Origin of the sequence: Roseivivax jejudonensis (assembly GCF_900172265.1) — a bacterium.
Classification (GTDB): domain Bacteria; phylum Pseudomonadota; class Alphaproteobacteria; order Rhodobacterales; family Rhodobacteraceae; genus Roseivivax; species Roseivivax jejudonensis.
The window spans coordinates 207,973-230,221 of sequence record NZ_FWFK01000001.1; the positions used below are offsets into that span (position 1 = coordinate 207,973).

Consider the following 22,249-nt stretch of genomic DNA (forward strand, 5'->3'; position numbering starts at 1 on the left):
GATGGCAAAGATCGCGCCGACCCCTCCAACCCGCCTCGCCACGGCGCGGACACAGGCGCACGCGGCGGTCCAGTTGCTCTATCGCGCCGCGGTCGCGAACCTCGCCGCGCAAGCCGGCGATGCGCATACCAACCTTGCTTGGGATCGCGCGGACATGGCCCTGGCGACGCAGCCGCTCGGCCGCCGCGAGGTAACGGTCGGCCTTCGGATGTCTCCCCTGACGCTTCGGATCGGCGACGCGGAGCTTGCGCTTGACCGCCGGACCGCGTCCGACGCGCTCGCTTGGCTCGACGATCGGCTTGCCGATGTCGGTCTGCGCTCGGCGCGGTCCACGGCTGTAACGTACGACCTGCCGACGGCGGTGGCCCACCTTCACGGTTTCGAGGACGATCCCGGGCTAATCGCATTGGCGGAATGGTTCGATCTTGCCGATACGGCACTGCACCGCGTCGCGAAACGGATCGACGCGGTGCCAGGGCCAAGTCCCGTGCGCTGCTGGCCCCATCATTTCGACATTGCCAGCTATGTCGCACTCGAGGACGGCGATCCCGAAGAGGCGCGCGGTATCGGCATCGGCCTGTCGCCCGGAGATGCGGCGCAGGATCAACCTTATTTCTACGTGACCCCTTGGCCGCGGCCTCCGGTGCATCTGTTGCCCGAGGCGATCCCGCCGGGACGATGGCACCGCGGATCCTTTGTCGGGTTGGTGGCGTCTGCCTCGGATCTCACGGCCATGTCCGAGATCCATTCGGCAAGCGAGGAATTCCTGGAGCGAAGCGTCGCCATTGCGCGCGAACTCCTTGGCGCATGAGACGCGATGTGCCCCCGCCGCAGGTGTTGGAGGGAATTCGCACTGAGTCGTCATTCGTCGATATTTAGAGAAATATGGATCGGTCCGAAGCGCAGAGAACGTGTTACATACCTCACGAGTCGGAGCATCGCAGATCCGTGTAATGCGCGGAAATCCAATCGACCCTACTCTAGTCCCAATCGCCGACGCTTCATTTCGTCGGCGCTGGTATGAACAGGAGAGTCGCGATGCCCGGATACGACATGACACGCCGCGCCGCAATCGGCGCCGCCCTTGCCTCCGTTGCAACGACCAAATCACGAGCGGATGACACCGCGGCGCTGACCAATGAGGACTTCATTTTTGAAATCACCCGCTCCGACGCCGAATGGCGGAGATTTCTCGGCGACGAGCGGTATTACGTCATGCGCGAGGTCGGAACGGAATGGGCACGCTCATCGGAACTCTGGGATCGATACGGTGCCGCGACATATTCGTGCGCTGGCTGTGATCTCAAGGTCTATGACGAGAAACAGCGCCGGCCCCTCGATAAGGGCTGGGTCTTTTTCCACCATGCGGAGCCGAGATCGGTTCTGATGAGCATCGACAGGGTCAGCCCCACCGCCTACGGCGGTTCGGGCATGGAGGAAGAGGGAAAGGAACTCATCGAAGTCCAGTGTCGCCGCTGTGGCTGTCACCTCGGGCACATTCTCTACCTCGAGGGCGGGATCGTGCACTGCATCAACGGGATCGCGTTGACGTTGCAGGAAATCTGAGGACGCCCTTCTTGCGTGTCGCGCGGACCCTTTTGCCCGGCCAGACCAACCACAAGGCGCTCGTATAAATACGAGAATACCGACATCCTCAACAAGAAAGGTCGCGCCGTGGGGCGCGACCGATCATTCCGTTGGTTCTGGATAGACGGAACCGGCCGTCAGTCGTCCATCGTCATGCCGGCGGTCGCGGCGGTCAGGATCGTGGTGGCGGCCTCGTTGCTGCCGCAAATGTTGTTCAGGCGCACGCGCGCGGAGTCCGGATTCTGGCGCGAGCCCAGGCGCTCGACCAATGCGGTTGCCGCTTCGAGCTGCCCCGCTTGGTCCATGTCCTGGAATTCCGCGCAGGTGATCGAGGAGACATCCATTTGTGCGGCAACGGGCGTCGCCATGACAATTGCGAGGCCGCAAGCCGAAAGGATCTTTGCGATATTCGTCATTACTGAGTTCCTTCAATAGGTGGCGTTTCCCGGAGAAGCTACACCGCTCATTCTCCGCATGAACAGTCTCCCTCAATCGCCGCACACATTCCATGAACAAGCCGGTCAGGAATACTACTGCAATAAATTCTCCACTCGTTCACGGACCCGCCCCGCGAAATCACGTTCCGGTCAGGCCGACAATGAATTCGTGAAACAATCGCCCCGGATATCGCAACGTACAGAACAAAGAGAGAGTTGCAGACGCTTTCGGCTCTCGTCTTCGCCGAATTTCATCGCGGCCCCGGCATCTGTATTACAGCGCGCCGCACGAAGCGACGTATATCCCGTCGACACGAGCCGATCCGCGGGCCCTGGACGGGTCCGGTCTCACTTCGCGGCCTTGTGCGGAAGCGTATCAGGAAAGGGGAATTCGGATCCGGAAGCAGGCGCCACGGTTGCGACCCTCGCTCGCGGCAAAGACGCGACCGCCATGCGCCGCGACGATCTCCTTGACGTTCGCGAGCCCAAGACCGAGTGACGGCTCGCCGGCCGTCGGACGCGCGGACAGCGTCTGGAACCGACGGAAGATCCGCTTGAGATCGCCCTGCTCCAACCCCTGCCCGGTATCGGCGACCATGATTTCGGCGCTCTCGGCATCGCACGACACCGAAACCGTCACGCGCCCGCCCGGATGGGTGTATTTGACGGCGTTGCTGACGAGGTTGTCTATCGCCTGCAGCACAAGGTCCGGATCGATACTTGCCGTGACGATCTCTGTCAGATCGTGGCGCAGCGCGATCGTTTTTCGTCGCGCGGCCTCTGCATTCAGGTCGAGAGCGATCTTCGCGAGGCCGCCCAGATCGGACGGGCGACGTTCCAGCGTCAGCGCACCGGTTTCGTTGCGGACACGATCGAGCGTCGCCGAAATGATCGCCGCCATGCGTTCGGCCTGTTCCAAGACGCCGGCGCAACGGCCCCTGAGTTTTTCGGTGTTGCCCGGAAGGCGATCGACCAACGTATCGATCAGTTCGAGCTGGATCATGATCGCCGAGAGCGGGTTGCGCAGATCGTGCGCGATCATGCCAAGGAGCCGCGTCTTGAACTCGTTGACCTCGCGCAGCGCACAATAGCGATGGCGCAGATGGTCGTCCGAGGCGTGCAGCGCACGAAAGAGCTCGTCGCGCTCGGTCTCGGTGCCTTCGGCCTGCCGTTCGATTGCGATCCGCTCGGCCGCAAGTTCGACGATGGCGCGTGCGCTTTCGGGATCCCGGCAGGGTTGGCGCGACATCACGGCGATGTGCCCGTCCATTCGACCGGACACGACGATGGGCGCACCGATATAGGCTTCGAACCCGTCTTCTTCGGGAAACAGCCGGGCGAGGTCGCAAGGGATGATCACGGTGCCAGCAGGATGTACGAGTTGGCACGGCGACGTGTCAAAATCGTACACGAAAGGGTCGTCCTGGGCGCCATCCGCGAACGCCAGTCGCGCGATGATCTGGCGCGTCTCCTCGTCGAAGGCGCCGGCAACGAAGACGAGATCCGGAGCCATCACGTGGCGCAGAGCCGTCGAGAGCCGCCTCAGGGTCTGAAGCTCCGTCGCGCGCGTCTCACCCGGGAGTTCGACACGGGTTACAGGCGGTTCGGTGGCATCCGTACAGTCGAGGAAGTGTAGCATCGCTTGCTCCGTCAAGACCCGGGGAAAGCATCCTCGCGCGTCGTCTTCCGAACAAGCCAGCGGCGCGTATGGATTTGATCGGTATTGCCAATGCCGCCGGTCCCAGCTGCCGGCCGCGGATGATCCGGGTCCCGCCGGCCACGCCGCACCCGTCGCCGAAACGGCATATATTGCGGCACGTTGGCAGAGGTGCGCGCTGCCTCAGGCGATCGCGGTGCGGCCAACCTTGCCGGGACCTTGCGGCGCTGCGTATCCTGCGCTCGACCGCATCGTGGCCCTGGACGAGCGAACATGGAACTTCGGCAAGTCAGATACTTTCTTGCCCTGAGCGAGACGCGCAATTTCACCCGCGCCGCCGAGATGTGCGACGTCACTCAACCGACGCTCACGCTCTCGATCAAGAAGCTCGAGGACGAAATGGGCGGGCCGCTTGTCCATCGCGAGCGCGGCAACACGCACCTGACCCAGCTCGGCGAGATGCTCCTGCCTTTCCTGGCGCAGGTCTACGAAAGCTCGACCGCCGCCTCGCGGCTCGCTTCCGAGATCGCGCATGGGGAGCGTGTGCCGCTCAACTTCGGTGTCTCGGACGTGGTGCGGAAGGCACTTCTGATCGCTCCGCTGCGCGAGACGGGGAATGCCGCCGAAGGGCTGGAATTGCACGTCGAAGGAGGATCCGATGGCGATCTGGTCCAGCGGCTCGTCGATGGCGTGCTTCACCTTGCACTCGTGGACGAGACCGCGATCTCGGCCGACCGCTTGCGCTTTCACCCGATCTACCGCGAAGCGCTTTCGGTCCTCATGCTCGCCGACGATCCGCTGACCGAGAGCAACCGCTTGCGCTCTGCCGATATCGTGGGGCGCCCGTGGATCACGCTGGACGGTTCGCCTGTTCACGAAGCGCTCCAAACCCGATTGCAGAGCATGTCGGCCGAATGGACCCCGCGACATCGCGCCAACCGCTCGGCCGATGCGCAGATCCTGTGCCTCGCAGGCATGGGCCTGACCCTGATCGGCCAGCAGGAGCCGGTCCTGCCCGGCCTCGTTGCGCGACCGCTGGACGACGTGTCGCTGAGCCGAACTATCGGCATTGCCGAGGCACGCGGCCGGCCGCTGTCCTCGACCGCGCTTTCTTTCACGCGGCTCCTACGCGCGCTGTCCGTCGCCTGACGACGCGCGCCTTGCCAGCGCATCACGCATCTCGGTCAGCATTTCCGAGGGCTCTGGTCGCTCGCGGGGATCGATCCCGCCGAACTGGGCCACGATCGTTCCGTCCATGTCGATCCCGTAGCTCTCGGTCAGCGGCAGGAACCACGCGCCGGTGCCCGACCTTTCGCCAAGGTCGATGCCGCGGGATGTCAGGAACGCCCGCGTGTCCTCGGGCACGGCGAACAGCAGGCCGTAGGACAGCGTCACGCCCATGCCGACGTCGCAGAGCACGGGGAACGGCACATCGTGTCGCGCCGCCAACTTCCGCGCGCGGCCGCCGATCTCCGGCGAAACGATCGCGAGGCCAATTCCGGCGGCGGCGAAATCCGCCGCTGCATCCGAGAGCGCGGCGACTTGAGCGGCGCAATACGGGCACCAGTCTCCCCTGACGAAGACGAGTATCTGCGGCCCCTGCGCCAGCAGTTCAGACAACCGGACAATTCGGCCATCCTGGTGCGGCAGAGCGAAATCCTGCGCCATGTCGCCGATTCTCAGGCGCCGGTCCTCCTGCGCGATCCGTTCGAGAAAGGCGATGAGGTGGTCCTGATAGGCGTGGGACTCGGGTCCACGTTCGGCGTTCAGCGCGGCGAGCCTGTCCTTGAGTTTGCCCAACATCCGTCTCGCCTTTGCATGATCGTGTCGACTGCCCAGCTTCACTGTATCTCGCGCGGCCGACGGGCTGAAATAGCGGCTCGCAATGATCGCGATCGGTTCGGCCAATGCAGCGTGGCGATCGGACCGGGCGCAGCCATAGCCGTCCGGGCGCGGCGATGCGCCCCGCGAGTGACGCGAAGCCTGCGCCTGTCTCGCCCTGCCCCCAACCGAAACGGTCTTCGTGACCCGTCAGGCCTCGTCGAGCAGTCGATCGAGAGCTTGAGCCACCCGATCCAGGTCACGCTCCGCAAGCGGGAGGATCGGTCGGGGCGGGCGAAGACTGCCCAACCCCAGGATTTCAGCTATCGAGAACATGACGCGAAAGCTCCCGAACTCGCGAAAGAGCGACCATACAGGACCAAACGCGCGATCGAGCCGCTCGGCGGTGTCGATGTCCCCAGACTGCACCGCACGCGTCAAGGCGACGGCGGGCCCCGGCAGGAGGCCGGCCACAACGCTGAACCAGCAGGCGCCGCCCGCGAAAAGCGCCTCCTTCGCGCCCCAGTCGCCGCTATAGCCGACGGCGAACCCTTTGGGCGTGATGCCGCGCAACCTGAGCACCTCGCCCGTAAAGTCGCCGTCCGCCGGCAGCGGCATCTTGACCGCCGCGATGTTCGGGACCTCGGAGAGCCGCGCGATCAGGTCAGTCCCGAACGTGAATTTCGTCGTGGTCGGATTGTTGTAAATGCAAAGCGGCAGGCCCCCTGCCCCGGCGACCGCTTCGAAATGGCGGAAGACCTCTTCGTCCGACAGCGGCTGATACGACATCGGCGCGAGCAAGAGACCGTCCGCCCCACCCTCTCTGGCATCGCGGGCAAGGCTCTCTGCCTCGGCTGTCGTGAGAGCGCCGACACCCACGACGAGCGGCGTCCGCCCCGCCACGACCTCCACCGCCGCGCGCAGCGTGCGTTTGCGCGCTTCCGGCGAGAGGTAGGCATACGCGCCGGTGCTTCCCAGAAGCCCGATGGAGTCCGCCCCGGCGCCTACAATGCGGTCGAGGAACCGCTGCAGGAGGTCCGGTACCAGCCGCCCGGCGTCATCGACAGGCGTCAGCGGAAACGCGGAAAGGCCGGTGAACAGCGTCATATCGATCTCCTCTGCTGGTCCTGTACCGCAGCGCGACGGAGATCGACGCACCGAAATGCCGTGCCTTCATGGGCGCACCGTCCGGAGCCTTCGGAACGCGGCGCGAACATCACGTATCGTCAGCCTTACGGCATGTCTTATCCTCTCCTAGCCGAGATGCATTCCCAAACCGCGGCAAGATCTGCCTGCGCCGAACCGGTCTAAAGGTTCGTTTCCATCAGGATTTCGGTTCGAATGCGCTCTTGGTCTGCAAGGACCTCGTAGCCGTCGCACTTCGCTTTCAGGCGTCGCAGGACACTGCGCGCGAGATGTCCCGGATCTTGTGTGATGAGCGCGTCGAGACGGCCCTCGCGCAGCGCCGAAACGGTGGCGGCCGTCCGTTCATGGGCGATCACCACGAGGTCGTCCTGCGCGTCGATCTCGCGCAGGATCTCCAGCGGAATCCGCGCCTCCGCGCTCAGGATGTAGAGTCCGCACAGATCGCGGTAGTGGGTGCAGATGTTCGAGAGGATCGAACGCGTTCGGTCCGGATCGCCGTAGGTTTCGAGGCTCGCCGGAACACGGATCCCGGAGAACCTCTCACCGATCTGCCGGTCGAATCCGTAGCGCCGGTTCAGACTGTCCTGCGACGTCATCGTTTCGGCGAGGACCGCTACCGTGCCGTGACGCTCACCAAGAAACCGGCCCATCAGAAGCCCGGCCGTCGCGCCTGCGGCCCGGTTGTCGATGCCGACGAAGCCGTCGCTCGCCTCGTCCTCTTGGCTCGTGACGAACGACATGACCTTCAGCCCCCGCTCGCTCAGCCGGAAAACCGCGTCACGGACTTGCGGCGAGCGCGGCGCCATGATCGCGACGCCGTCCCAGTCCGCCGGATCGAGGCCCGACAGGTAGGCGGCCACGAGGTGAGGGTCGTTCATGTCGATGCGTTCGACCCGGGCGACGATACGTTCGGCGATGAAGGCGTTGGCCGCTTCGGAGACGTAGCGCTCCAATTCCTCGATGAACTGGTCGCCCGTCCGAGGAAGCAGATGCAGGAACCGGTAGCTGCGGCCCGTCGCCAGGTTGGCGGCCGCGACGTTGCGAACGAAGCCGAGTTCCCGGATCGCCTCGTGCACCTTGTCGATGGTCGGCTGACGAACACCCTCGCGATCGTTGAGAACCCGATCGACGGTGGCACGGCTCACCCCTGCGAACCGCGCGATGTCTTTGGTCGTCGGCCGCCGGAAGCCGTCGCTCTCCTCGTTCATGTCGGTCGCCAAATCCACATCGCCCCAACGCTTCTATCCGGTTGACGACGCCGCTTCCAGCAATATGAGGCACGTGTCTCAGAATTTTCTTGCAGTGATACACGTGCCTCAAATATGAATGTTGCTGCCACGGGAGGACGCGGAGGCCACCGCGCCGAGGGCAATAGGGAGAAACACATGAAAAAGCTTCTGCTCGCAGGCACCGCCTGCAATGCCATCATGATTCTCGGCGCCGGCGCTTCGCAGGCCGAGGAGCTGACGCTCTGCTGGGCCGCGTGGGATCCGGCGAACGCGCTCGTCGAGCTTTCGACAGATTTCGAGGAGCAGTCGGGCCACACCATGAACTTCGAGTTCGTGCCCTGGCCGAACTTCGCGGACCGGATGCTCAACGAGCTCAACTCGGGCGGACAGCTGTGCGACCTGATGATCGGTGACAGCCAGTGGATCGGCGGCGGCGCCGAGAACGGCCATTACATCAAGTTGAACGATTTCTTCGAAGCCGAGGGGATCGACATGGCGGATTTCATCCCCGCCACGGTCACCGGCTACGCCGAATGGCCCAAGGGCACGCCGAACTACTACGCGCTGCCGGCCTTCGGCGACGTGGTCGGCTGGACGTACCGCAAGGACTGGTTCGAGCGCCCGGAGATCCAGGAAGCCTTTCAGGAGGAATACGGTCGCGAGCTCGCGGTTCCCGCCTCGCTCGATGAGCTCAAGGATATCGCTGCTTTCTTCCAGGGCCGCGAGATCGACGGCAACACCGTCTACGGCGCCGCGATCTACACGGAACGCGGCTCCGAAGGGATCACGATGGGCGTGACCAACGTGCTCTACAACTATGGCTTCCAGTACGAGAACCCGGACGAGCCCTACGACATGGAGGGGTTCGTCAACTCCGAGGGCGCGGTCGAGGGCCTCGAGTTCTACAAGGAGCTCTATGAGGTGGGCACGCCTCCGGGGTCGTCGAACTGGTACATGGGCGAGAACATCGACGCCTACAAATCGGGCCAGGTCGCGCTGCAGATGAACTTTGCCTTCATCTGGCCGGGCGTGGAGGCGGACCCGAATGTCGGCGGCGGCGCCTCGGGGTATTTCGCGAACCCTCCCGGCCCTGCAGGGCAGTTCGCGCAGCTTGGCGGACAGGGGATCTCGGTCGTCTCCTACAGCGACAAGCAGGATGCCGCGCTCGAATACATCAAGTGGTTTGCCCAGCCCGAGATCCAGGCGCGCTGGTGGGAGCTCGGCGGCTACTCGGCCCTGCGCGCGGTGGTCGAGGATCCCGGCTTCGCCGAGAGCCAGCCCTATGCGCAAACCTTCCTCGACAGCATGGCGATCGTGAAGGACTTCTGGGCCGAGCCGGCCTATGCCGACCTTCTCCTCGCGATGCAGGACCGCGTCCACAACTACGTGATCGCCGGCGACGGCACCGCGCAGGAGGCGCTGGACGGTCTGGTCGAGGATTGGGTCGAGATCTTCGAGTACGAAGGCAAGCTGTAACCGGATTTCCCGGGTTCGGGGCGACGCTCCGGACGCCGGGAACACCTCCCTCCGCGCCGCGCACCCCTTCGACGGCGCGGAGGGCCCAGGCCCACCGACTGCCGCGACCGCGTTCCGGTCGCCGGTGCCGGCCCCGTCTCGGCGAGCGAAGGACACAGAATGGACGAGACATCGCACCTCGACCGCGCGGCCCGAGCGACACCACCGCGCATCGCCCGGCGCATCCAGGGCCTGTCGGATCGCACAATCGCGTGGATCTTCGTCGCGCCGTCGATCTTCCTGCTTCTCGCGGTGAACATCTTTCCGCTGATCTGGACGATCCGCCTGAGCTTCACGAATTACCGGGTCAACCGGCCGAACAACGCTGTCGAATGGGTCGGGCTGGAAAACTACCAGCGGATCCTGTCTGATGAGGACGTCTGGCAGACCATGCAGGCGACGGCGCATTTCCTGATCTGGACGATCGTCCTTCAGGTGCTGATCGGCTTCGCCCTCGCCTACCTCATCAACAAGAAATTCAAGGGAAACGATCTCTGGACGACGATCATCGTGTTCCCGATGATGCTGTCCCCGGCCGTGGTCGGCAACTTCTGGACGTTCCTCTACCAGCCGCAGATCGGCCTGTTCAATTACGTCGTCGCCTTCTTCACCGGCGCGGATCCTGCCTCGTTCTCGATGATCGGTGACGTGAACCTGGCGCCCTGGGCCATCGTCATCGCCGACACCTGGATGTGGACGCCATTCGTGATGCTGATCTGCCTCGCGGGCCTGAGATCGATCCCGGAGTCGATCTACGAGGCGGCCGAGTGCGACCGGGCCAGCAAGTGGCGACAATTCTGGACGATCACGGTGCCCATGGTGCTGCCGTTCCTGATGCTGGCGGTGCTGTTCCGCGGCATCGAGAACTTCAAGATGTTCGACATGGTCGTCCAGCTCACCGGCGGCGGGCCGGGCAACACGACCACCCTGACGTCGATCGATCTGAAGCGCGAGGCGTTCGAGCGGTGGCGCACGGGCTATTCGTCGGCCTACGCGGTGATCCTGTTCGTGACCGTGTTCGGCCTTGCCTCGATCTACGTCAAAGCCCTGAACAAGGTGAAAGAGCGATGAGCCTTTCCGTCACCGACCCGAACCCGCGCACCAAGTGGATCGCCGGCGCTCTGGTGATTGGCTACGCGATCGTCACGATCATGCCGCTGCTCTGGATCATCGCGACCGGCTTCAAATCCCCGGCAGACTCGATCGCGTATCCGCCGAAGGTCGTGTTCGAACCGTCCCTCGAAGGATACGTGAACCTCTTTACGGAGCGCACGCGAGCGACCGAGGGCATGCTCGAGGACGCGGGCCCGCCGACGACCTGGTACGAGCGGATCGTGCGCGACCAGGGCATGGTCATCACCGGGCCGAGCCGGTACGGCGAACGATTTCTGAACTCGGTCATCATCGGCTTCGGCTCGACGGCGCTCTGCATGTTGCTCGGGACGATGGCGGCCTATGCGTTCAGCCGCTTTCGCGTGCCGCTCAAGGACGATCTGCTGTTCTTCATCCTGTCGACGCGGATGATGCCTCCGATCGCGGTGGCGATCCCGATCTTCCTGATGTTCCGCGGCCTGGGACTGAACGACACGCATCTGGGCATGATCCTGCTCTACACGGCAGTGAACCTGTCGTTGTCGGTCTGGCTGCTGAAGGGGTTCATCGACGAGATCCCGGTCGAATACGAGGAAGCCGCGCTGATCGACGGCTACACGCGCTTTCAGGCATTTTACAAGGTCGTGCTCCCGCAAGCGGCGACGGGTATCGCGTCAACCGCGATCTTCTGCCTCATCTTCGCGTGGAACGAATACGCCTTCGCGGTCCTCCTGACCTCTGGCACGGCGCAGACGGCGCCGCCGTTCATCCCCACCATCATCGGCGTCGGCGGCAAGGATTGGCCGGCCGTCGCGGCAGGCGCGACCATCTTCCTCGTGCCGGTCATGGTCTTCACCATCCTGCTGCGAAAGCACCTGCTGCGCGGGATCACGTTCGGAGCGGTGCGCAAATGACCAAACCCGGAGCCGGATACGGAAACGTCCCGCCAGAAGCCGATCGCGGCCCGCTCGAGCCCACGGCCGCCCGCCTTGGTGGTGACGCCGACCCTGCGCCGGCCGGATGGCCGCGGTTCCTGCGACGGGGCCCGATGGAGATGGTCGCCTCGATCCTCATCGCGGCGGGGGTCGTGATGCTGATGCAGCCTTTCGCGATCGCGCTCTACAGCTGGTCATTCCTCGTGACGCTGATCGGAACGGTCATGTTCCTCGTCGTCAGCCACTTCCCGAAATAGGCGTCATGGCACAGATCAGAATAGAAGACGTGCGAAAGGATTTCGGCAGCTTCACCGCGGTGAAGTCGTCGACCTTCACGATCGAGGACGGCGAGTTCTTCATGCTGCTGGGCCCGTCCGGCTGCGGCAAGACGACAACGCTCCGGATGATGGCGGGCCTGGAGTTGCCCACGGCCGGCCGGATCTATCTCGACAACGAGGAGGTGGGGCAGAAGCCCGCATCGGAACGCGATATCGCCTTCGTTTTCCAGATGTTCGCGCTCTATCCGCACATGAACGTGCGCAACAACATCTCCTACCCTCTCAAGAGCCAGGGAATGCGGCGCGACGAGATCCGACGCAAGGTCGCGGAGGTCGCCGAGATCCTCGCGATTACCGATATCCTCGACAAGCCCGTAGGCGGTCTGTCGGGCGGAGACCGCCAGCGCGTCGCCCTCGGCCGGGCGATCGTGCGCGAACCGAAGGCGTTCTTCATGGACGAACCCCTCGGTGCGCTCGACGCCGAGTTTCGCGAACGCATGGCCGAGGAGTTGCGCGCGCTGCACGACCGCATGAACGCCACGACGGTGTACGTGACCCACGATCAGCTGGAGGCCATGCAGATGGGCGACAAGATCGTGGTGATGAACCACGGTGTGGTCGAGCAGTTCGGCGTTCCGCAGGACATTTACGACTGGCCGGCCACCAAGTTCGTGGCCGAGTTCATCGGCTCTCCCCCGATGAACTTCCTGCGGTTCAACGGTTCGGTCGCCAAGGGACAGGACAGCATCGCGCTCGATGGCACCGAGATCGCCGTGCCGCCCTCGATCGACGAGCGGAGCGGCGAACTGGCGCTCGGCGTCCGGCCCGAATTCGTGAAGCTGGACGATGCCTCGAGCTACCGTGGCCGCATCGCGGCCTCCGAATACCTTGGCACGACCCAGATCGTGACCATCGACACCCCGTCAGGGCGCATTCGCGCCCGGATACCGTCGGACGCCACGGCCCGCGAAGGCGAAACGGTCGGGCTACGCTTCGACGCGCGGACGCTGACGATCTTCGACGACGCGACGGGTCGCGCGCTGCGCTCGCAGGGCAACCGGGAGGTGCTGGAGCATGGCTGAGGTCGTTCTGGACGGGATCACCAAGCGCTACGGCGATACGCTTGCGCTCAAGGACGTCTCGATGACCGTCCCGGACGGCGCCTTCGTAGTGCTGCTGGGCCCGACCGGCGCCGGCAAGACGACGACGCTCCGGATGGTGTCGGGCCTCGACGTGCCGGAGGGCGGCGACGTCCGGATCGGCGGGCAGTCGATGCGCGGCCTGTCTCCCGCCCAGCGCAACGTGGCGATGGTGTTCCAGCAATACTCGCTCTACCCGCATCTCACGGTCCGCGAGAACCTGGCGTTCCCGTTGAAGTCGCCCCTGCTTCGGACGCCACAGGCGCAGATCGACATGAAAGTCGCCGAAGTGGCCGAGGTGCTGCAAATCGCGCACAAGCTCGACAACAAGGCCACGGCGCTGTCGGGCGGCGAGATGCAGCGGGTGTCGATCGGCCGCGCGCTGGTGCGGCGGCCGTCGGTCTATCTCATGGACGAGCCGCTGTCGTCGCTCGACGCGAAGCTTCGGGCGGACCTCAGGATCGAGCTCAAGCGGATCCAGGCGACCTCCGGCGCCACGCTGCTCTACGTGACGCACGACCAGATAGAGGCGATGACGATGGCGACCCACGTCGGGGTCCTCGATCGCGGCCGGCTCGTCCAGTTCGGCACGCCGCGAGAGATCTACGAGGACCCCGTCAGCGTCTACGCCGCCAGCCGGCTGGGCTTGCCGCGGATCAACATTCTGCCGGCGGACCTGTTCGGACGCGCGCCCGACGGCGCGGCCCAGATCGGCCTCCGCCCCGAACAGATCCGCCAAGGCGAAGGGACGGACGCATCGGTTCGGCGTGTCGAGAGGCTGGGCGACCAGACCCGGCTGCACCTGACGATACGCGACCACGACATCGTCACGGTGACCGACGCCCACACCACGCTGGAAAGCGGAGACATCGTGAAGATCAGGCCCGAGCGTGCGTTCTATTTCGACGCCGCCGGCGCACGCATCGCCTGAGGGAGGGAAGGATGGCGCATTTCATCAATGAAAAGGCCGACGCGGTCACCGACGCGATCGACGGCACGATCGCGGCTTCGGGGGGAAGCCTCACGCGGCTGGACGGCTTTCCGCACATCCGGGTGGTCGTGCGGGCCGATTGGGACCGCTCGAAAGTCGCCCTCGTCTCGGGCGGAGGCTCCGGGCACGAACCGGCCCACGCGGGTTTCGTCGGCCAAGGCATGCTCACCGCTGCGGTCTGCGGCGACATCTTCGCGTCGCCGTCCGTCGATGCGGTGCTCGCCGGCATTCTCGCCGTGACCGGCGATGCGGGATGCCTCTTGATCGTCAAGAACTACACCGGTGACAGGCTGAATTTCGGCCTTGCCGCGGAACGCGCGCGGGCCTTTGGCCGCAAGGTCTCGATGGTCGTGGTCGACGACGATATCGCCCTGCCCGACCTGTCGCAGCCACGCGGCGTCGCGGGCACGCTCTTCGTCCACAAGATCGCCGGGGCGCTCGCCGAGCAAGGCGCTGACCTCGGCACCGTGTCGGACGCCGCGCGGCGGGTCATCGCGACGACACGCTCCATCGGCATGTCGCTCGACACCTGCACGATCCCCGGTTCGGCCAAGGAAAACAGGATCGGACCGGGCATGGCGGAGCTGGGCCTCGGCATCCACGGAGAAGCCGGGGTCGAGCAGATCGCGTACCACAACGCCCGCGAGGCCATGAACGCGGTCGTCGGCAAGCTTTCGGCAGGCCTGAAGGAGGTCAGCTACGTTGCGCTGTTCAACAATCTCGGCGGGCTATCGGACCTCGAGATGCAGGTGCTCGCGAACGAGTTGCTCCGCTCGGACCTCGCCTCGCGGGTCGAGCTCGTCGTCGGGCCCGCCGCACTCATGACGTCGCTCGACATGAAGGGCTTTTCGGTCTCGCTGCACGCGCTGGACGGCGCAGATGCAGAGCACCTGACCGCGCCGACCGGAACGCTCGCGTGGCCAGGATGCCGACCGGTCAAGGCCGCCAGGGTGTTGCCGCTGCCGGACGGACTGACCCCGATCAAGCCACTGGCATCGCCGCACCCGGCGACGCGGACCTTCCTCGTGCGGTGTTGCGAAACCCTCATCGCGGCCGAGGCCGACCTCAACGCGCTCGACGCGAAGACCGGCGACGGCGATACCGGATCGACACTCGCACACGCCGCGCGCGCGCTGATCGACGCAATGGAGCGGCTTCCGCTCGCCGATCACACGCAGCTGTTCCGCGCGATCGGCCAAGAGCTCAGCCAGACCATGGGCGGATCGTCGGGCGTCCTTCTGGCCATTTTTTTCGCGGCCGCCGGAGACGCCGCATCGTCCGGGATGCCGACGCGCGAAGCGCTGCGCGCGGGGCTCGCCCGCATGCAGGAAATCGGCGGCGCCGACATCGGCGACCGCACGATGGTCGATGCGCTGGCGCCGGCTCTGGAGCACCTTCACGACGGGCTCGACGGGGCTGCGTCGGCGGCGCGTGCCGGAGCCAACCGCACGGCCGGCATGGCGCGAGCGAATGCAGGCCGCGCGGCGTATATCAGCGCGGCGCAGCTCGAGGGACATATCGACCCGGGCGCCGAAGCCGTCGCCCGGCTGTTCGAGCACATGGCCGAGCAGGCGAAATCGACCGCCAAGGGATAGACGATCAAGTGTAGCGGTCGGACCATTCATGGGCATCGGACGGCTTTAGTCAGGTCTCCGTGCGAGGTCGGCGGCGCCTCGTGACGCTTCGGCGCGCGCGCGCGATCCGCCACGCGGTCGCACGGCCCGCCTCGGACATGCATGAGCCGCAGGACCGGCGTCGGCCGAGATCCGTCGCGGTCCTTTTTCGACACGGACCGGGACTCTGACCCGAGTGCGCGAATTTCCATCCGTCGGCTAGTGGCAGGCTGCATTCCGAAAGAATCTTCTTGCATCGATTCACGCGTTGTTGTGCGCTTGTAAAACGCTTTACCGAGGGTGGAATGGCGAATCTCAGCGATGTTGCGAGGAAGGCAGGTGTGTCGGTCACGACCGTTTCGCGCTTTCTGAACGGCTCGCTGTCCCTGCCCGAGGCGCGTGCCCAGCAAATCCGCGATGCCGTCTCCGAATTGCGCTACGTGCCCAATCCGCATGCCCGCCGCCTGTCGCGCGGCCGGTCTGACGCCATCGGTCTCGTCGTTCCCGACATCGCCGGGCCGTTCTTCGCCAAGCTGGTCGCGGCGGTCGAGGAGGAGGCGGACCGACGGGGCCTGGGGCTCGTGCTTCACGCCACGCTGAACCGGCCTGCGCGCGAGGTGCGCTACCTCGATTCCCTACGCATGCGCCACCTCGACGGCATGATCTTCGTGACCAACCGCGCCGCGGACGCGGCCCTGCTCGATGCGGTCAGGTCGTGCCGACACCTCGTGCTGCTCGACGAGGACGTTCCGGGCGCCGATGTGCCCAAGGTCTTTTGCGACAACGAGGCCGGCGGACGCATGGCCGGATCCCATCTCGCGGCGATGGGACACCGATCGGTGCTGTTCGTCGGCGGAGCGTCGGAGATGATCTCGGGGCGTCGCCGTTATCGCGGGTTCGAGCAGGAATTGCAGCGCATCGCCGATGGGCCGGTCCGGATAGAACGGGTGCTCGGACCCTACACGCCAGAGACCGGACGCGATGCGGCGCGCCATTACCTGCAGATGGACCCGCGCCCCACCGCGATATTCGCCTCGTCCGACGACATCGTCATCGGGTTGATCGAGGTCCTGCGCGATGCGCTGATCACGATCCCCGACGACGTCTCCCTGATCGGGTTCGACGACGTGGGCCCCCTGCACCTTTTCGCGCCGCCAATCACCGCGATCCGTCAGCCGGTTCGCGAACTTGGCGGCCGCGCGCTCGGCATCGTTCTGGACACGCTGAGAAACGACACGGGCGAGCCCGCTCCGACCGAAGAGCTCCTCCCCGTCACCCTGGTTGAGCGGGCTTCCGTCGCCCCGCCGGCCGGTCGATCAAATGCGGCGGTCAACAGGAGAGCCTCACCATGATGACAATAAAGACAGTTCAACGCGCGGCGATTGCGCTGGCAAGCGCAACGGCCCTCAGCTCCACGGCGGCCTTCGCGCAAGATGACGGCAAGACCTTTGCCCTCGTTCAGATCAACCAGCAGGCGCTTTTCTTCAACGAAATGAACCGCGGCGCGCAGGAAGCGGCAGACGAACTCGGCGTCGAGCTCGTGATCTTCAACGCCAACAACGAGGCGTTCGAGCAGAACTCGGCCATCGAGACCTACATCACCCAAGGCGTCGATGGGATCGCGGTCGTCGCCATCGACGTCAACGGGATCATGCCCGCCGTCGAACAGGCGGACGCCGCGGGCATCCCCGTTGTCGCCATCGACGCCATCCTGCCGGAGGGGCCGCAGGCGGCCCAGATCGGCGTGGACAATGCCCAGGCCGGCGCCGATCTCGCGAGCTTCATCGGGGAGAACATGGAAAGCGAGGAGATGTCGCTGGGCGTCGTCGGCGCATTGAACTCCTACATCCAGAACGTCCGCCGCGACGGTTTCGTCGACAATCTTCCGGAAGGCGTGAGCGTGGTAAACACGGTCGACGGCCAGAATATCCAGGACGTCGCGCTGAACGCCTCGGAAAACCTCCTGACCGCCAACCCGGGCATGAACGCGATCTACGGGACCGGCGAACCCGCACTTATGGGCGCGATCGCGGCCGTCACCTCGCAGGGGCGCACCGAAGACATCTCGATCTACGGGTGGGACCTGACAGAACAGGTGATCCAGGGGATCGACGACGGATACGTCAAGGCGGTGGTGCAGCAGGACCCGGCCCAGATGGGCGCCGAAGCCATCCGCTCGCTCAATACGCTGGCCGACGGCGGCGAGGTCGAGTCGGAAATTTCCGTCCCGGTGACCATCGTGACCCAGGACAACGTCGACGACTTCCGGTCCCTGTTCGAATGATGGCGACCGACACCAGCATCGCGCCGGAGGGGGAAACCTCCCCCTCCGGTGGCAAGCCGCTGATGTCCCTGAAGGGCATTCGCAAAACCTTCGGTTCACACCAGGCGCTGCGCGGTGTGGATCTCGATATTTTCGCCGGCGAGTGCGTCGGGCTGATCGGCGACAACGCCGCCGGCAAGAGCACGTTGTCGAAGATCATCGCCGGGACGCACATTCCCGACGACGGGCACATGATGCTTCGCGACGAACCGGTCCGTTTCCAGTCGCCCGCGGACGCGCGCGCACGGCATATCGAAATGGTCTACCAGGACCTTAGCCTGTGCGATCACATCGACGTCGTCGGCAACCTGTTCCTCGGGCGGGAGATGACCAAGGGCCCGTTCCTCGACCAGGACCAGATGATCAAGCGCGCCGAGGAAATGCTGGCCCGGCTGGAGATCCGGATCCCCCGGCTGACCGCGAAGGTCGAGAAACTGTCGGGAGGACAGAGACAGGCCATCGCCATCGCACGGGCCGCAAGCTTCGAGCCCGACATTCTCATCATGGACGAACCGACCTCCGCCCTCGCCGTGGCCGAAGTCGAGGCCGTGCTCGGCCTCATCAACCGCGTGAAGGAGCGCGGTGTCGGCGTGATCCTCGTGACGCATCGGATGCAGGACCTGTTCCGCGTCTGCGACCGCATCGCGGTCATGTACGAAGGCACCAAGGTCGCCGAACGACGCACGCAGGACACCAACCTCGAGGAGCTCGTCGACCTCATCGTCGGAAAGGGAGGACACTGATGTCCACCACCTACACCGAGCGCGTTGCCGGCTCGGCCCTGCGCGACTTCGTGACGGACTTCGCGCAGGTCCTGTCTATCGCGACCTTCTTCATCATCTGCCTCGTCTTCTTCGGCACGATGTCCGACGTCTTCCTGACCCCGGCCAACCTTCTGAACATCGTGCGGCAGGCCGCGCCGATCCTCGTGGTCGCGGTCGCGATGACGATGGTCATCACCACAGCGGGCATCGATCTGTCGGTCGGCAGCCAGGTGGCCTTCATCAACGCGCTGGCCGCGATCACGATCTCTGCCGGTGTGCCGTGGCCGGTCGCGATCGTCCTGATGCTGGCGGCCGGGGCGATGATCGGCGGCGTGCAAGGCTGGTTCGTCTCCTACCAGGGCATTCCCGCATTCATCGTCACGCTGGCCGGCCTGTCGATCTACCGCGGCGCCGCACTCCTGCTGACCGAAGGCTACTCGATCCCGATCCGCGATGCGGACGGGTTCCTTTGGCTGGGTCGCGGCACGCTCCTCGGGATCCCGGTGCCGGCGCTGATTGCCGTACTCGTCGTCATCGCGGGTTTCGTCGTGATGTGGCGCACGCCGTACGGGCGACAGATCATCGCCTGTGGCTCCAACCTCGAGGCGGCTCGCCGGGTGGGCATGCCCGCGCGGCGCGTGGTCAATTCCGTCTACGTGTTGACCGGCGTGGCCAGCGCGCTCGCCGCGCTTCTGCTGGCCGCGCGGCTCGGGTCCGGGTCGTCGAACGCGGCGCAGGGCTTCGAGCTCCAGGTGATCGCGGGCGTGGTGCTCGGGGGCACGTCTCTCATGGGCGGCAAGACCTCCATGATCGGGACGGTCCTGGGCACGCTGACCATCGCGGTGATCGGCAACGGGCTCATCCTGATGCACGTCTCTCCGTTCTTCACCCAGATCGTGACGGGCGTGATCATCCTTCTCGCCATCTGGATGAACACCCGCCTGTTCACCGGAACATGGAAGATCGGAAAGGGGGCGTCGAATGGCTGAGCTGTCTCCCGCCCACGTCGGCTCGGGCTTCGTGATGACCGTGGACGGCCCGCGCCCCTCGGCCGAGATGGGCGTGACGCTGATGCACGAGCACCTGCAGAACGATTGCAGCTGCTGGTGGCATCCGCCCGAGACGGAAGAGCGCCAATACCTCGTCGATGGTCCGGTGCGGATCGAAATCCTGTCCGAGCTGCGACAGGACCCCTTCGTGAACCGTCACAACATCGCGCTCGACGAGCTCGATCTCGCAATCGACGAGTTGGGCGATTTCGTTCGGCTCGGGGGCCAAACCGTGGTCGACCCGACCTGCCGCGGGATCGGGCGCGACCCGAACAAGCTGCGCCAGATCTCGGCGCGGACAGGCCTGCAGATCGTGATGGGGGCTGGCTACTACCTGGCTTCGTCCATGCCCGAGGGGATCGCCGACAAGACGGCCGACGACATCGCGGACGAGATCGTCACGGAGGCGCTGACCGGAGTGGACGGCACCGACGCTCGGATCGGCCTCATCGGCGAGATCGGCGTCTCGGGCGATTTTCTGGAGATCGAGGAGCGGTCGCTTCGCGGTGCGGCGCGGGCCCAGGCTCGAACCGGGCTCCCGTTGATGGTTCACCTGCCCGGCTGGTTCCGCCACGCGCACAAAGTGCTCGACATCGTCGAGAGCGAAAGCGCCGACATCCGCCAGACGGTGCTCTGTCACATGAACCCGTCGTTCGACGACGTCGCCTACCAGACCGAGCTGGCCGACCGCGGGGCGTTTCTCGAGTTCGACATGATCGGGATGGATTTCTACTACGCGGACCAGGGCGTTCAGTGCCCCTCGGATGACCAGGTCGCCGAGGCGATCATCGGGTTGGCCGGTGCCGGCCATCTCGATCGGCTGCTCCTCTCGCAGGACGTCTTCATCAAGATGATGCTCACCCGGTACGGGGGGAACGGCTACGCCTTCGTCCTGCGCCACTTTCTGCCGCGGCTGGAGCGGCACGGCATGCCGCGCGCCGACGCGATGCGCATGCTTACGCACAACGCGCGCAGCGTCTTCGACTCCACAATTTCCTGAAAGGACCGCCCGCCATGACAATCAAGGCCATGCTCGTGGGAGAAAGCTGGGTCACGTCCGAGACCCACTACAAGGGCTTCGACCAATTCGGCAGCGTGCATTTCCACCTTGGCGCTCAGCCGATGGTCGATGCCCTCAGCGGCAGCGATATCGAGCTCGACTGGATGACCGCGCATGACGCGGCCGAGAAATTTCCGTTCGAGCGCTCGGGCCTCGACGCATACGATGTCCTGATCCTGTCGGATATCGGTGCGAACACGTTTCTTTTGCCCCCGGACGTCTGGCTGCGGTCCAAGCCGGTTCCGAACAGGCTCAACCTGATCCGCGACTGGGTTGCCGATGGCGGCAACCTCCTGATGGTCGGCGGGTATTTCAGCTTTCAGGGGATCGACGGGCGCGCGCGCTGGCGCCGGACCCCGGTGGAGGAGGCGCTGCCCGTTCGCTGCATGCCGTGGGACGACCGGGTGGAAATCCCCGAAGGCGCGCACCTTGACCCTGTGGCGCCCGGTCACCCGATCCTATCGGGCTTTCCCGAGGGCGAATGGCCGCTCCTTCTCGGGGTGAACGAGGTCGAGCCGAAGGACGACGCGACCGTGGTCGCCCGCCTTCCCCCGCATCAGGGAGGCCACCCGCTTATCGTGACCGGCAGCCATGGCAAGGGCCGCAGCGCCGTGTGGACCAGCGATCTCGGGCCGCACTGGCTCCCGCCGGAGTTCTGCGAGTGGGCAGGGTACGGCGTTCTTTGGCGCAACCTCCTCGGATGGCTCACGGCGCGATGACGCACCGCGCCTCAGAGCAGCGTGCCGATCTCGGCCGCGGTGGGAAACGCCGCGACCGTGCCGGACCGCGAGACCGTGATCGCCGCCGCCGCGGCAGCGACTTCAAGGGCCTGCTCGTCGAGCGTCCGGCGTCCGCGCAGGATCGTCGACGCGAGCGCCGTTGCCATGAAGCAGTCGCCCGCTCCGGTCGTGTCCACGATGTCAGCCGAGACGGCGGGAATTGCGTAGCTGCCAGCAGCGTCGCTCAGCAACGAGCCTGCGCCGCCGAGGGTGGTCACGACCTGCCCGACGCCGGCGCGAAGAACCGCGGCGGCGCCACCGAGCGCCTCGGCTTCGCCCTCGTTGACGACGACGACGTCGAGGAGTGGCCACAGCGCAGCATAGCCCGGTTGCAGCGGCGAGGGATTGATCGCCGTAAGCATGTCGCGGTCCTTTGCCGCTGCCAGAAGCGCCTCGGTGGTCTCGAGCGACAGATTGCCCTGAAGAACGAGCCAGTCACCCGCTTCGGCGTCGGCCAGCACACCGACGGCCGTTTCCGTCCCGAGCGCGGAGGCGGCCTCCCGCGTGGTGATGATCGTATTGTCGCCATCGGCCGCACGCACGATGATCGAGGTATCGGTTGCGACCCCGTCGAGGTCGATGGGGTGCCGGCGGACCGGCTCGCGGTCCAGTGCGGCGCGCAGTGTCACGCCCCGCGCATCGTCGCCGATCGGGGCCGCCAGAATTGTCGTCACGCCTGCGCGGCCGAGCATGACCGCCTGGTTGACGCCCTTGCCCCCGAGCCCGCGCGTTCCTGTGCGTCCGAAGATGGATTGACCCGGGCGCGGCAGGGCATCGACTTCGAAGATCTCGTCGAGTGCGGCGTTTCCGATGACGAAGGCGCGCAAAATCAAC

The 22,249-nt window shown here is 65.3% G+C and carries 22 protein-coding genes; 16 read left to right on the forward strand and 6 right to left on the reverse strand.

Annotated elements, in window-relative coordinates:
* The first annotated feature begins 1 nt into the window (after window position 1).
* Both ROJ8625_RS01035 and ROJ8625_RS01040 read left to right on the forward strand, forming a co-directional pair.
* Window positions 2-811 carry a hypothetical protein gene (locus tag ROJ8625_RS01035; protein ID WP_085789995.1) on the forward strand — a complete coding sequence of 270 codons (810 nt, stop codon included), beginning with the start codon at window positions 2-4 and terminating at the stop codon, window positions 809-811.
* A gap of 227 nt (window positions 812-1,038) precedes the next feature.
* Window positions 1,039-1,566, forward strand: a complete 528-nt coding sequence (locus ROJ8625_RS01040; RefSeq protein ID WP_159456684.1) for a peptide-methionine (R)-S-oxide reductase — start codon at window positions 1,039-1,041, stop codon at window positions 1,564-1,566.
* A gap of 158 nt (window positions 1,567-1,724) precedes the next feature.
* Here ROJ8625_RS01040 and ROJ8625_RS01045 read toward each other — a convergent pair whose 3' ends face one another.
* Both ROJ8625_RS01045 and ROJ8625_RS01050 read right to left on the reverse strand, forming a co-directional pair.
* A complete protein-coding gene (locus ROJ8625_RS01045; RefSeq protein WP_085789996.1) occupies window positions 1,725-2,003 on the reverse strand; it encodes a hypothetical protein in 279 nt (92 codons plus the stop codon).
* Between the two features lie 397 nt (window positions 2,004-2,400).
* Complete coding sequence (locus tag ROJ8625_RS01050) at window positions 2,401-3,663, reverse strand: sensor histidine kinase (RefSeq protein WP_085789997.1); 1,263 nt, start codon at window positions 3,661-3,663, stop codon at window positions 2,401-2,403.
* Window positions 3,664-3,954: 291 nt separating this feature from the next.
* Here ROJ8625_RS01050 and ROJ8625_RS01055 point away from each other — a divergent pair, with 291 nt between their 5' ends.
* On the forward strand, window positions 3,955-4,830 hold the full coding sequence (locus ROJ8625_RS01055; protein WP_085789998.1) for a LysR family transcriptional regulator: 876 nt from the start codon (window positions 3,955-3,957) through the stop codon (window positions 4,828-4,830).
* Here ROJ8625_RS01055 and ROJ8625_RS01060 read toward each other — a convergent pair.
* The 3 genes from ROJ8625_RS01060 to ROJ8625_RS01070 form a co-directional block, all read right to left on the reverse strand.
* The gene (locus ROJ8625_RS01060; protein WP_085789999.1) at window positions 4,807-5,484 is read right to left on the reverse strand and encodes a peroxiredoxin-like family protein; all 678 of its coding nucleotides are present in this window, start codon (window positions 5,482-5,484) and stop codon (window positions 4,807-4,809) included. The two genes, ROJ8625_RS01055 and ROJ8625_RS01060, sit on opposite strands and share 24 nt — an antisense overlap.
* 228 nt (window positions 5,485-5,712) lie before the next feature.
* Window positions 5,713-6,609, reverse strand: a complete 897-nt coding sequence (locus tag ROJ8625_RS01065; RefSeq protein WP_085790000.1) for a dihydrodipicolinate synthase family protein — start codon at window positions 6,607-6,609, stop codon at window positions 5,713-5,715.
* Window positions 6,610-6,809: 200 nt separating this feature from the next.
* Complete coding sequence (locus ROJ8625_RS01070; RefSeq protein ID WP_085790736.1) at window positions 6,810-7,856, reverse strand: LacI family DNA-binding transcriptional regulator; 1,047 nt, start codon at window positions 7,854-7,856, stop codon at window positions 6,810-6,812.
* A 177-nt stretch (window positions 7,857-8,033) separates the two neighbouring features.
* Between ROJ8625_RS01070 and ROJ8625_RS01075 the strand changes: the two genes are divergently transcribed.
* From ROJ8625_RS01075 to ROJ8625_RS01130, 13 genes are all read left to right on the forward strand, one after another.
* Window positions 8,034-9,353 carry an ABC transporter substrate-binding protein gene (locus tag ROJ8625_RS01075; protein ID WP_085790001.1) on the forward strand — a complete coding sequence of 440 codons (1,320 nt, stop codon included), beginning with the start codon at window positions 8,034-8,036 and terminating at the stop codon, window positions 9,351-9,353.
* A 159-nt stretch (window positions 9,354-9,512) separates the two neighbouring features.
* The gene (locus ROJ8625_RS01080) at window positions 9,513-10,463 is read left to right on the forward strand and encodes a carbohydrate ABC transporter permease (protein ID WP_085790002.1); all 951 of its coding nucleotides are present in this window, start codon (window positions 9,513-9,515) and stop codon (window positions 10,461-10,463) included.
* Window positions 10,460-11,398 carry a carbohydrate ABC transporter permease gene (locus ROJ8625_RS01085; RefSeq protein ID WP_085790003.1) on the forward strand — a complete coding sequence of 313 codons (939 nt, stop codon included), beginning with the start codon at window positions 10,460-10,462 and terminating at the stop codon, window positions 11,396-11,398. Before ROJ8625_RS01080 ends, ROJ8625_RS01085 begins: the two co-directional genes overlap by 4 nt.
* The gene (locus ROJ8625_RS20505) at window positions 11,395-11,676 is read left to right on the forward strand and encodes a hypothetical protein (protein WP_143535005.1); all 282 of its coding nucleotides are present in this window, start codon (window positions 11,395-11,397) and stop codon (window positions 11,674-11,676) included. Before ROJ8625_RS01085 ends, ROJ8625_RS20505 begins: the two co-directional genes overlap by 4 nt.
* A gap of 5 nt (window positions 11,677-11,681) precedes the next feature.
* Complete coding sequence (locus ROJ8625_RS01090) at window positions 11,682-12,779, forward strand: ABC transporter ATP-binding protein (RefSeq protein WP_085790004.1); 1,098 nt, start codon at window positions 11,682-11,684, stop codon at window positions 12,777-12,779.
* Window positions 12,772-13,767 carry an ABC transporter ATP-binding protein gene (locus ROJ8625_RS01095; RefSeq protein WP_085790005.1) on the forward strand — a complete coding sequence of 332 codons (996 nt, stop codon included), beginning with the start codon at window positions 12,772-12,774 and terminating at the stop codon, window positions 13,765-13,767. The genes ROJ8625_RS01090 and ROJ8625_RS01095 overlap by 8 nt, the downstream gene beginning before the upstream one ends.
* An 11-nt stretch (window positions 13,768-13,778) precedes the next feature.
* The gene (locus ROJ8625_RS01100; protein WP_085790006.1) at window positions 13,779-15,422 is read left to right on the forward strand and encodes a dihydroxyacetone kinase subunit DhaK; all 1,644 of its coding nucleotides are present in this window, start codon (window positions 13,779-13,781) and stop codon (window positions 15,420-15,422) included.
* Between the two features lie 323 nt (window positions 15,423-15,745).
* The gene (locus ROJ8625_RS01105) at window positions 15,746-16,792 is read left to right on the forward strand and encodes a LacI family DNA-binding transcriptional regulator (protein WP_085790007.1); all 1,047 of its coding nucleotides are present in this window, start codon (window positions 15,746-15,748) and stop codon (window positions 16,790-16,792) included.
* Window positions 16,789-17,724, forward strand: coding sequence for a substrate-binding domain-containing protein (locus ROJ8625_RS01110; RefSeq protein WP_143535006.1), 936 nt, complete (start codon window positions 16,789-16,791; stop codon window positions 17,722-17,724). Before ROJ8625_RS01105 ends, ROJ8625_RS01110 begins: the two co-directional genes overlap by 4 nt.
* A complete protein-coding gene (locus ROJ8625_RS01115) occupies window positions 17,721-18,506 on the forward strand; it encodes an ATP-binding cassette domain-containing protein (protein WP_234984127.1) in 786 nt (261 codons plus the stop codon). The genes ROJ8625_RS01110 and ROJ8625_RS01115 overlap by 4 nt, the downstream gene beginning before the upstream one ends.
* Window positions 18,506-19,516, forward strand: coding sequence for an ABC transporter permease (locus ROJ8625_RS01120; RefSeq protein ID WP_085790008.1), 1,011 nt, complete (start codon window positions 18,506-18,508; stop codon window positions 19,514-19,516). The genes ROJ8625_RS01115 and ROJ8625_RS01120 overlap by 1 nt, the downstream gene beginning before the upstream one ends.
* Window positions 19,509-20,576, forward strand: coding sequence for a phosphotriesterase family protein (locus ROJ8625_RS01125; RefSeq protein WP_085790009.1), 1,068 nt, complete (start codon window positions 19,509-19,511; stop codon window positions 20,574-20,576). The genes ROJ8625_RS01120 and ROJ8625_RS01125 overlap by 8 nt, the downstream gene beginning before the upstream one ends.
* Before the next feature lie 14 nt (window positions 20,577-20,590).
* Entirely contained in the window at window positions 20,591-21,355 is a 765-nt protein-coding gene (locus ROJ8625_RS01130; protein WP_085790010.1) for a glutamine amidotransferase, read from the forward strand.
* Between the two features lie 11 nt (window positions 21,356-21,366).
* On the opposite strand, the gene ROJ8625_RS01135 is transcribed toward ROJ8625_RS01130, so the two are convergent.
* Window positions 21,367-22,242 (reverse strand): PfkB family carbohydrate kinase, encoded by an 876-nt coding sequence (locus tag ROJ8625_RS01135; RefSeq protein ID WP_085790011.1) that lies wholly within the window; start codon window positions 22,240-22,242, stop codon window positions 21,367-21,369.
* Window positions 22,243-22,249 lie beyond the last annotated feature (7 nt).

What these genes read in the sequence shown, in the direction of transcription:
- ROJ8625_RS01035 (WP_085789995.1), top strand. Translation starts at nt 2, where the DNA reads ATGGCAAAGATCGCGCCGACCCCTCCAACCCGCCTCGCCACGGCGCGG.
- ROJ8625_RS01040 (WP_159456684.1), top strand. Translation starts at nt 1,039, where the DNA reads ATGCCCGGATACGACATGACACGCCGCGCCGCAATCGGCGCCGCCCTT.
- ROJ8625_RS01045 (WP_085789996.1), bottom strand. Translation starts at nt 2,003, where the DNA reads ATGACGAATATCGCAAAGATCCTTTCGGCTTGCGGCCTCGCAATTGTC.
- ROJ8625_RS01050 (WP_085789997.1), bottom strand. Translation starts at nt 3,663, where the DNA reads ATGCTACACTTCCTCGACTGTACGGATGCCACCGAACCGCCTGTAACC.
- ROJ8625_RS01055 (WP_085789998.1), top strand. Translation starts at nt 3,955, where the DNA reads ATGGAACTTCGGCAAGTCAGATACTTTCTTGCCCTGAGCGAGACGCGC.
- ROJ8625_RS01060 (WP_085789999.1), bottom strand. Translation starts at nt 5,484, where the DNA reads ATGTTGGGCAAACTCAAGGACAGGCTCGCCGCGCTGAACGCCGAACGT.
- ROJ8625_RS01065 (WP_085790000.1), bottom strand. Translation starts at nt 6,609, where the DNA reads ATGACGCTGTTCACCGGCCTTTCCGCGTTTCCGCTGACGCCTGTCGAT.
- ROJ8625_RS01070 (WP_085790736.1), bottom strand. Translation starts at nt 7,856, where the DNA reads ATGAACGAGGAGAGCGACGGCTTCCGGCGGCCGACGACCAAAGACATC.
- ROJ8625_RS01075 (WP_085790001.1), top strand. Translation starts at nt 8,034, where the DNA reads ATGAAAAAGCTTCTGCTCGCAGGCACCGCCTGCAATGCCATCATGATT.
- ROJ8625_RS01080 (WP_085790002.1), top strand. Translation starts at nt 9,513, where the DNA reads ATGGACGAGACATCGCACCTCGACCGCGCGGCCCGAGCGACACCACCG.
- ROJ8625_RS01085 (WP_085790003.1), top strand. Translation starts at nt 10,460, where the DNA reads ATGAGCCTTTCCGTCACCGACCCGAACCCGCGCACCAAGTGGATCGCC.
- ROJ8625_RS20505 (WP_143535005.1), top strand. Translation starts at nt 11,395, where the DNA reads ATGACCAAACCCGGAGCCGGATACGGAAACGTCCCGCCAGAAGCCGAT.
- ROJ8625_RS01090 (WP_085790004.1), top strand. Translation starts at nt 11,682, where the DNA reads ATGGCACAGATCAGAATAGAAGACGTGCGAAAGGATTTCGGCAGCTTC.
- ROJ8625_RS01095 (WP_085790005.1), top strand. Translation starts at nt 12,772, where the DNA reads ATGGCTGAGGTCGTTCTGGACGGGATCACCAAGCGCTACGGCGATACG.
- ROJ8625_RS01100 (WP_085790006.1), top strand. Translation starts at nt 13,779, where the DNA reads ATGGCGCATTTCATCAATGAAAAGGCCGACGCGGTCACCGACGCGATC.
- ROJ8625_RS01105 (WP_085790007.1), top strand. Translation starts at nt 15,746, where the DNA reads ATGGCGAATCTCAGCGATGTTGCGAGGAAGGCAGGTGTGTCGGTCACG.
- ROJ8625_RS01110 (WP_143535006.1), top strand. Translation starts at nt 16,789, where the DNA reads ATGATGACAATAAAGACAGTTCAACGCGCGGCGATTGCGCTGGCAAGC.
- ROJ8625_RS01115 (WP_234984127.1), top strand. Translation starts at nt 17,721, where the DNA reads ATGATGGCGACCGACACCAGCATCGCGCCGGAGGGGGAAACCTCCCCC.
- ROJ8625_RS01120 (WP_085790008.1), top strand. Translation starts at nt 18,506, where the DNA reads ATGTCCACCACCTACACCGAGCGCGTTGCCGGCTCGGCCCTGCGCGAC.
- ROJ8625_RS01125 (WP_085790009.1), top strand. Translation starts at nt 19,509, where the DNA reads ATGGCTGAGCTGTCTCCCGCCCACGTCGGCTCGGGCTTCGTGATGACC.
- ROJ8625_RS01130 (WP_085790010.1), top strand. Translation starts at nt 20,591, where the DNA reads ATGACAATCAAGGCCATGCTCGTGGGAGAAAGCTGGGTCACGTCCGAG.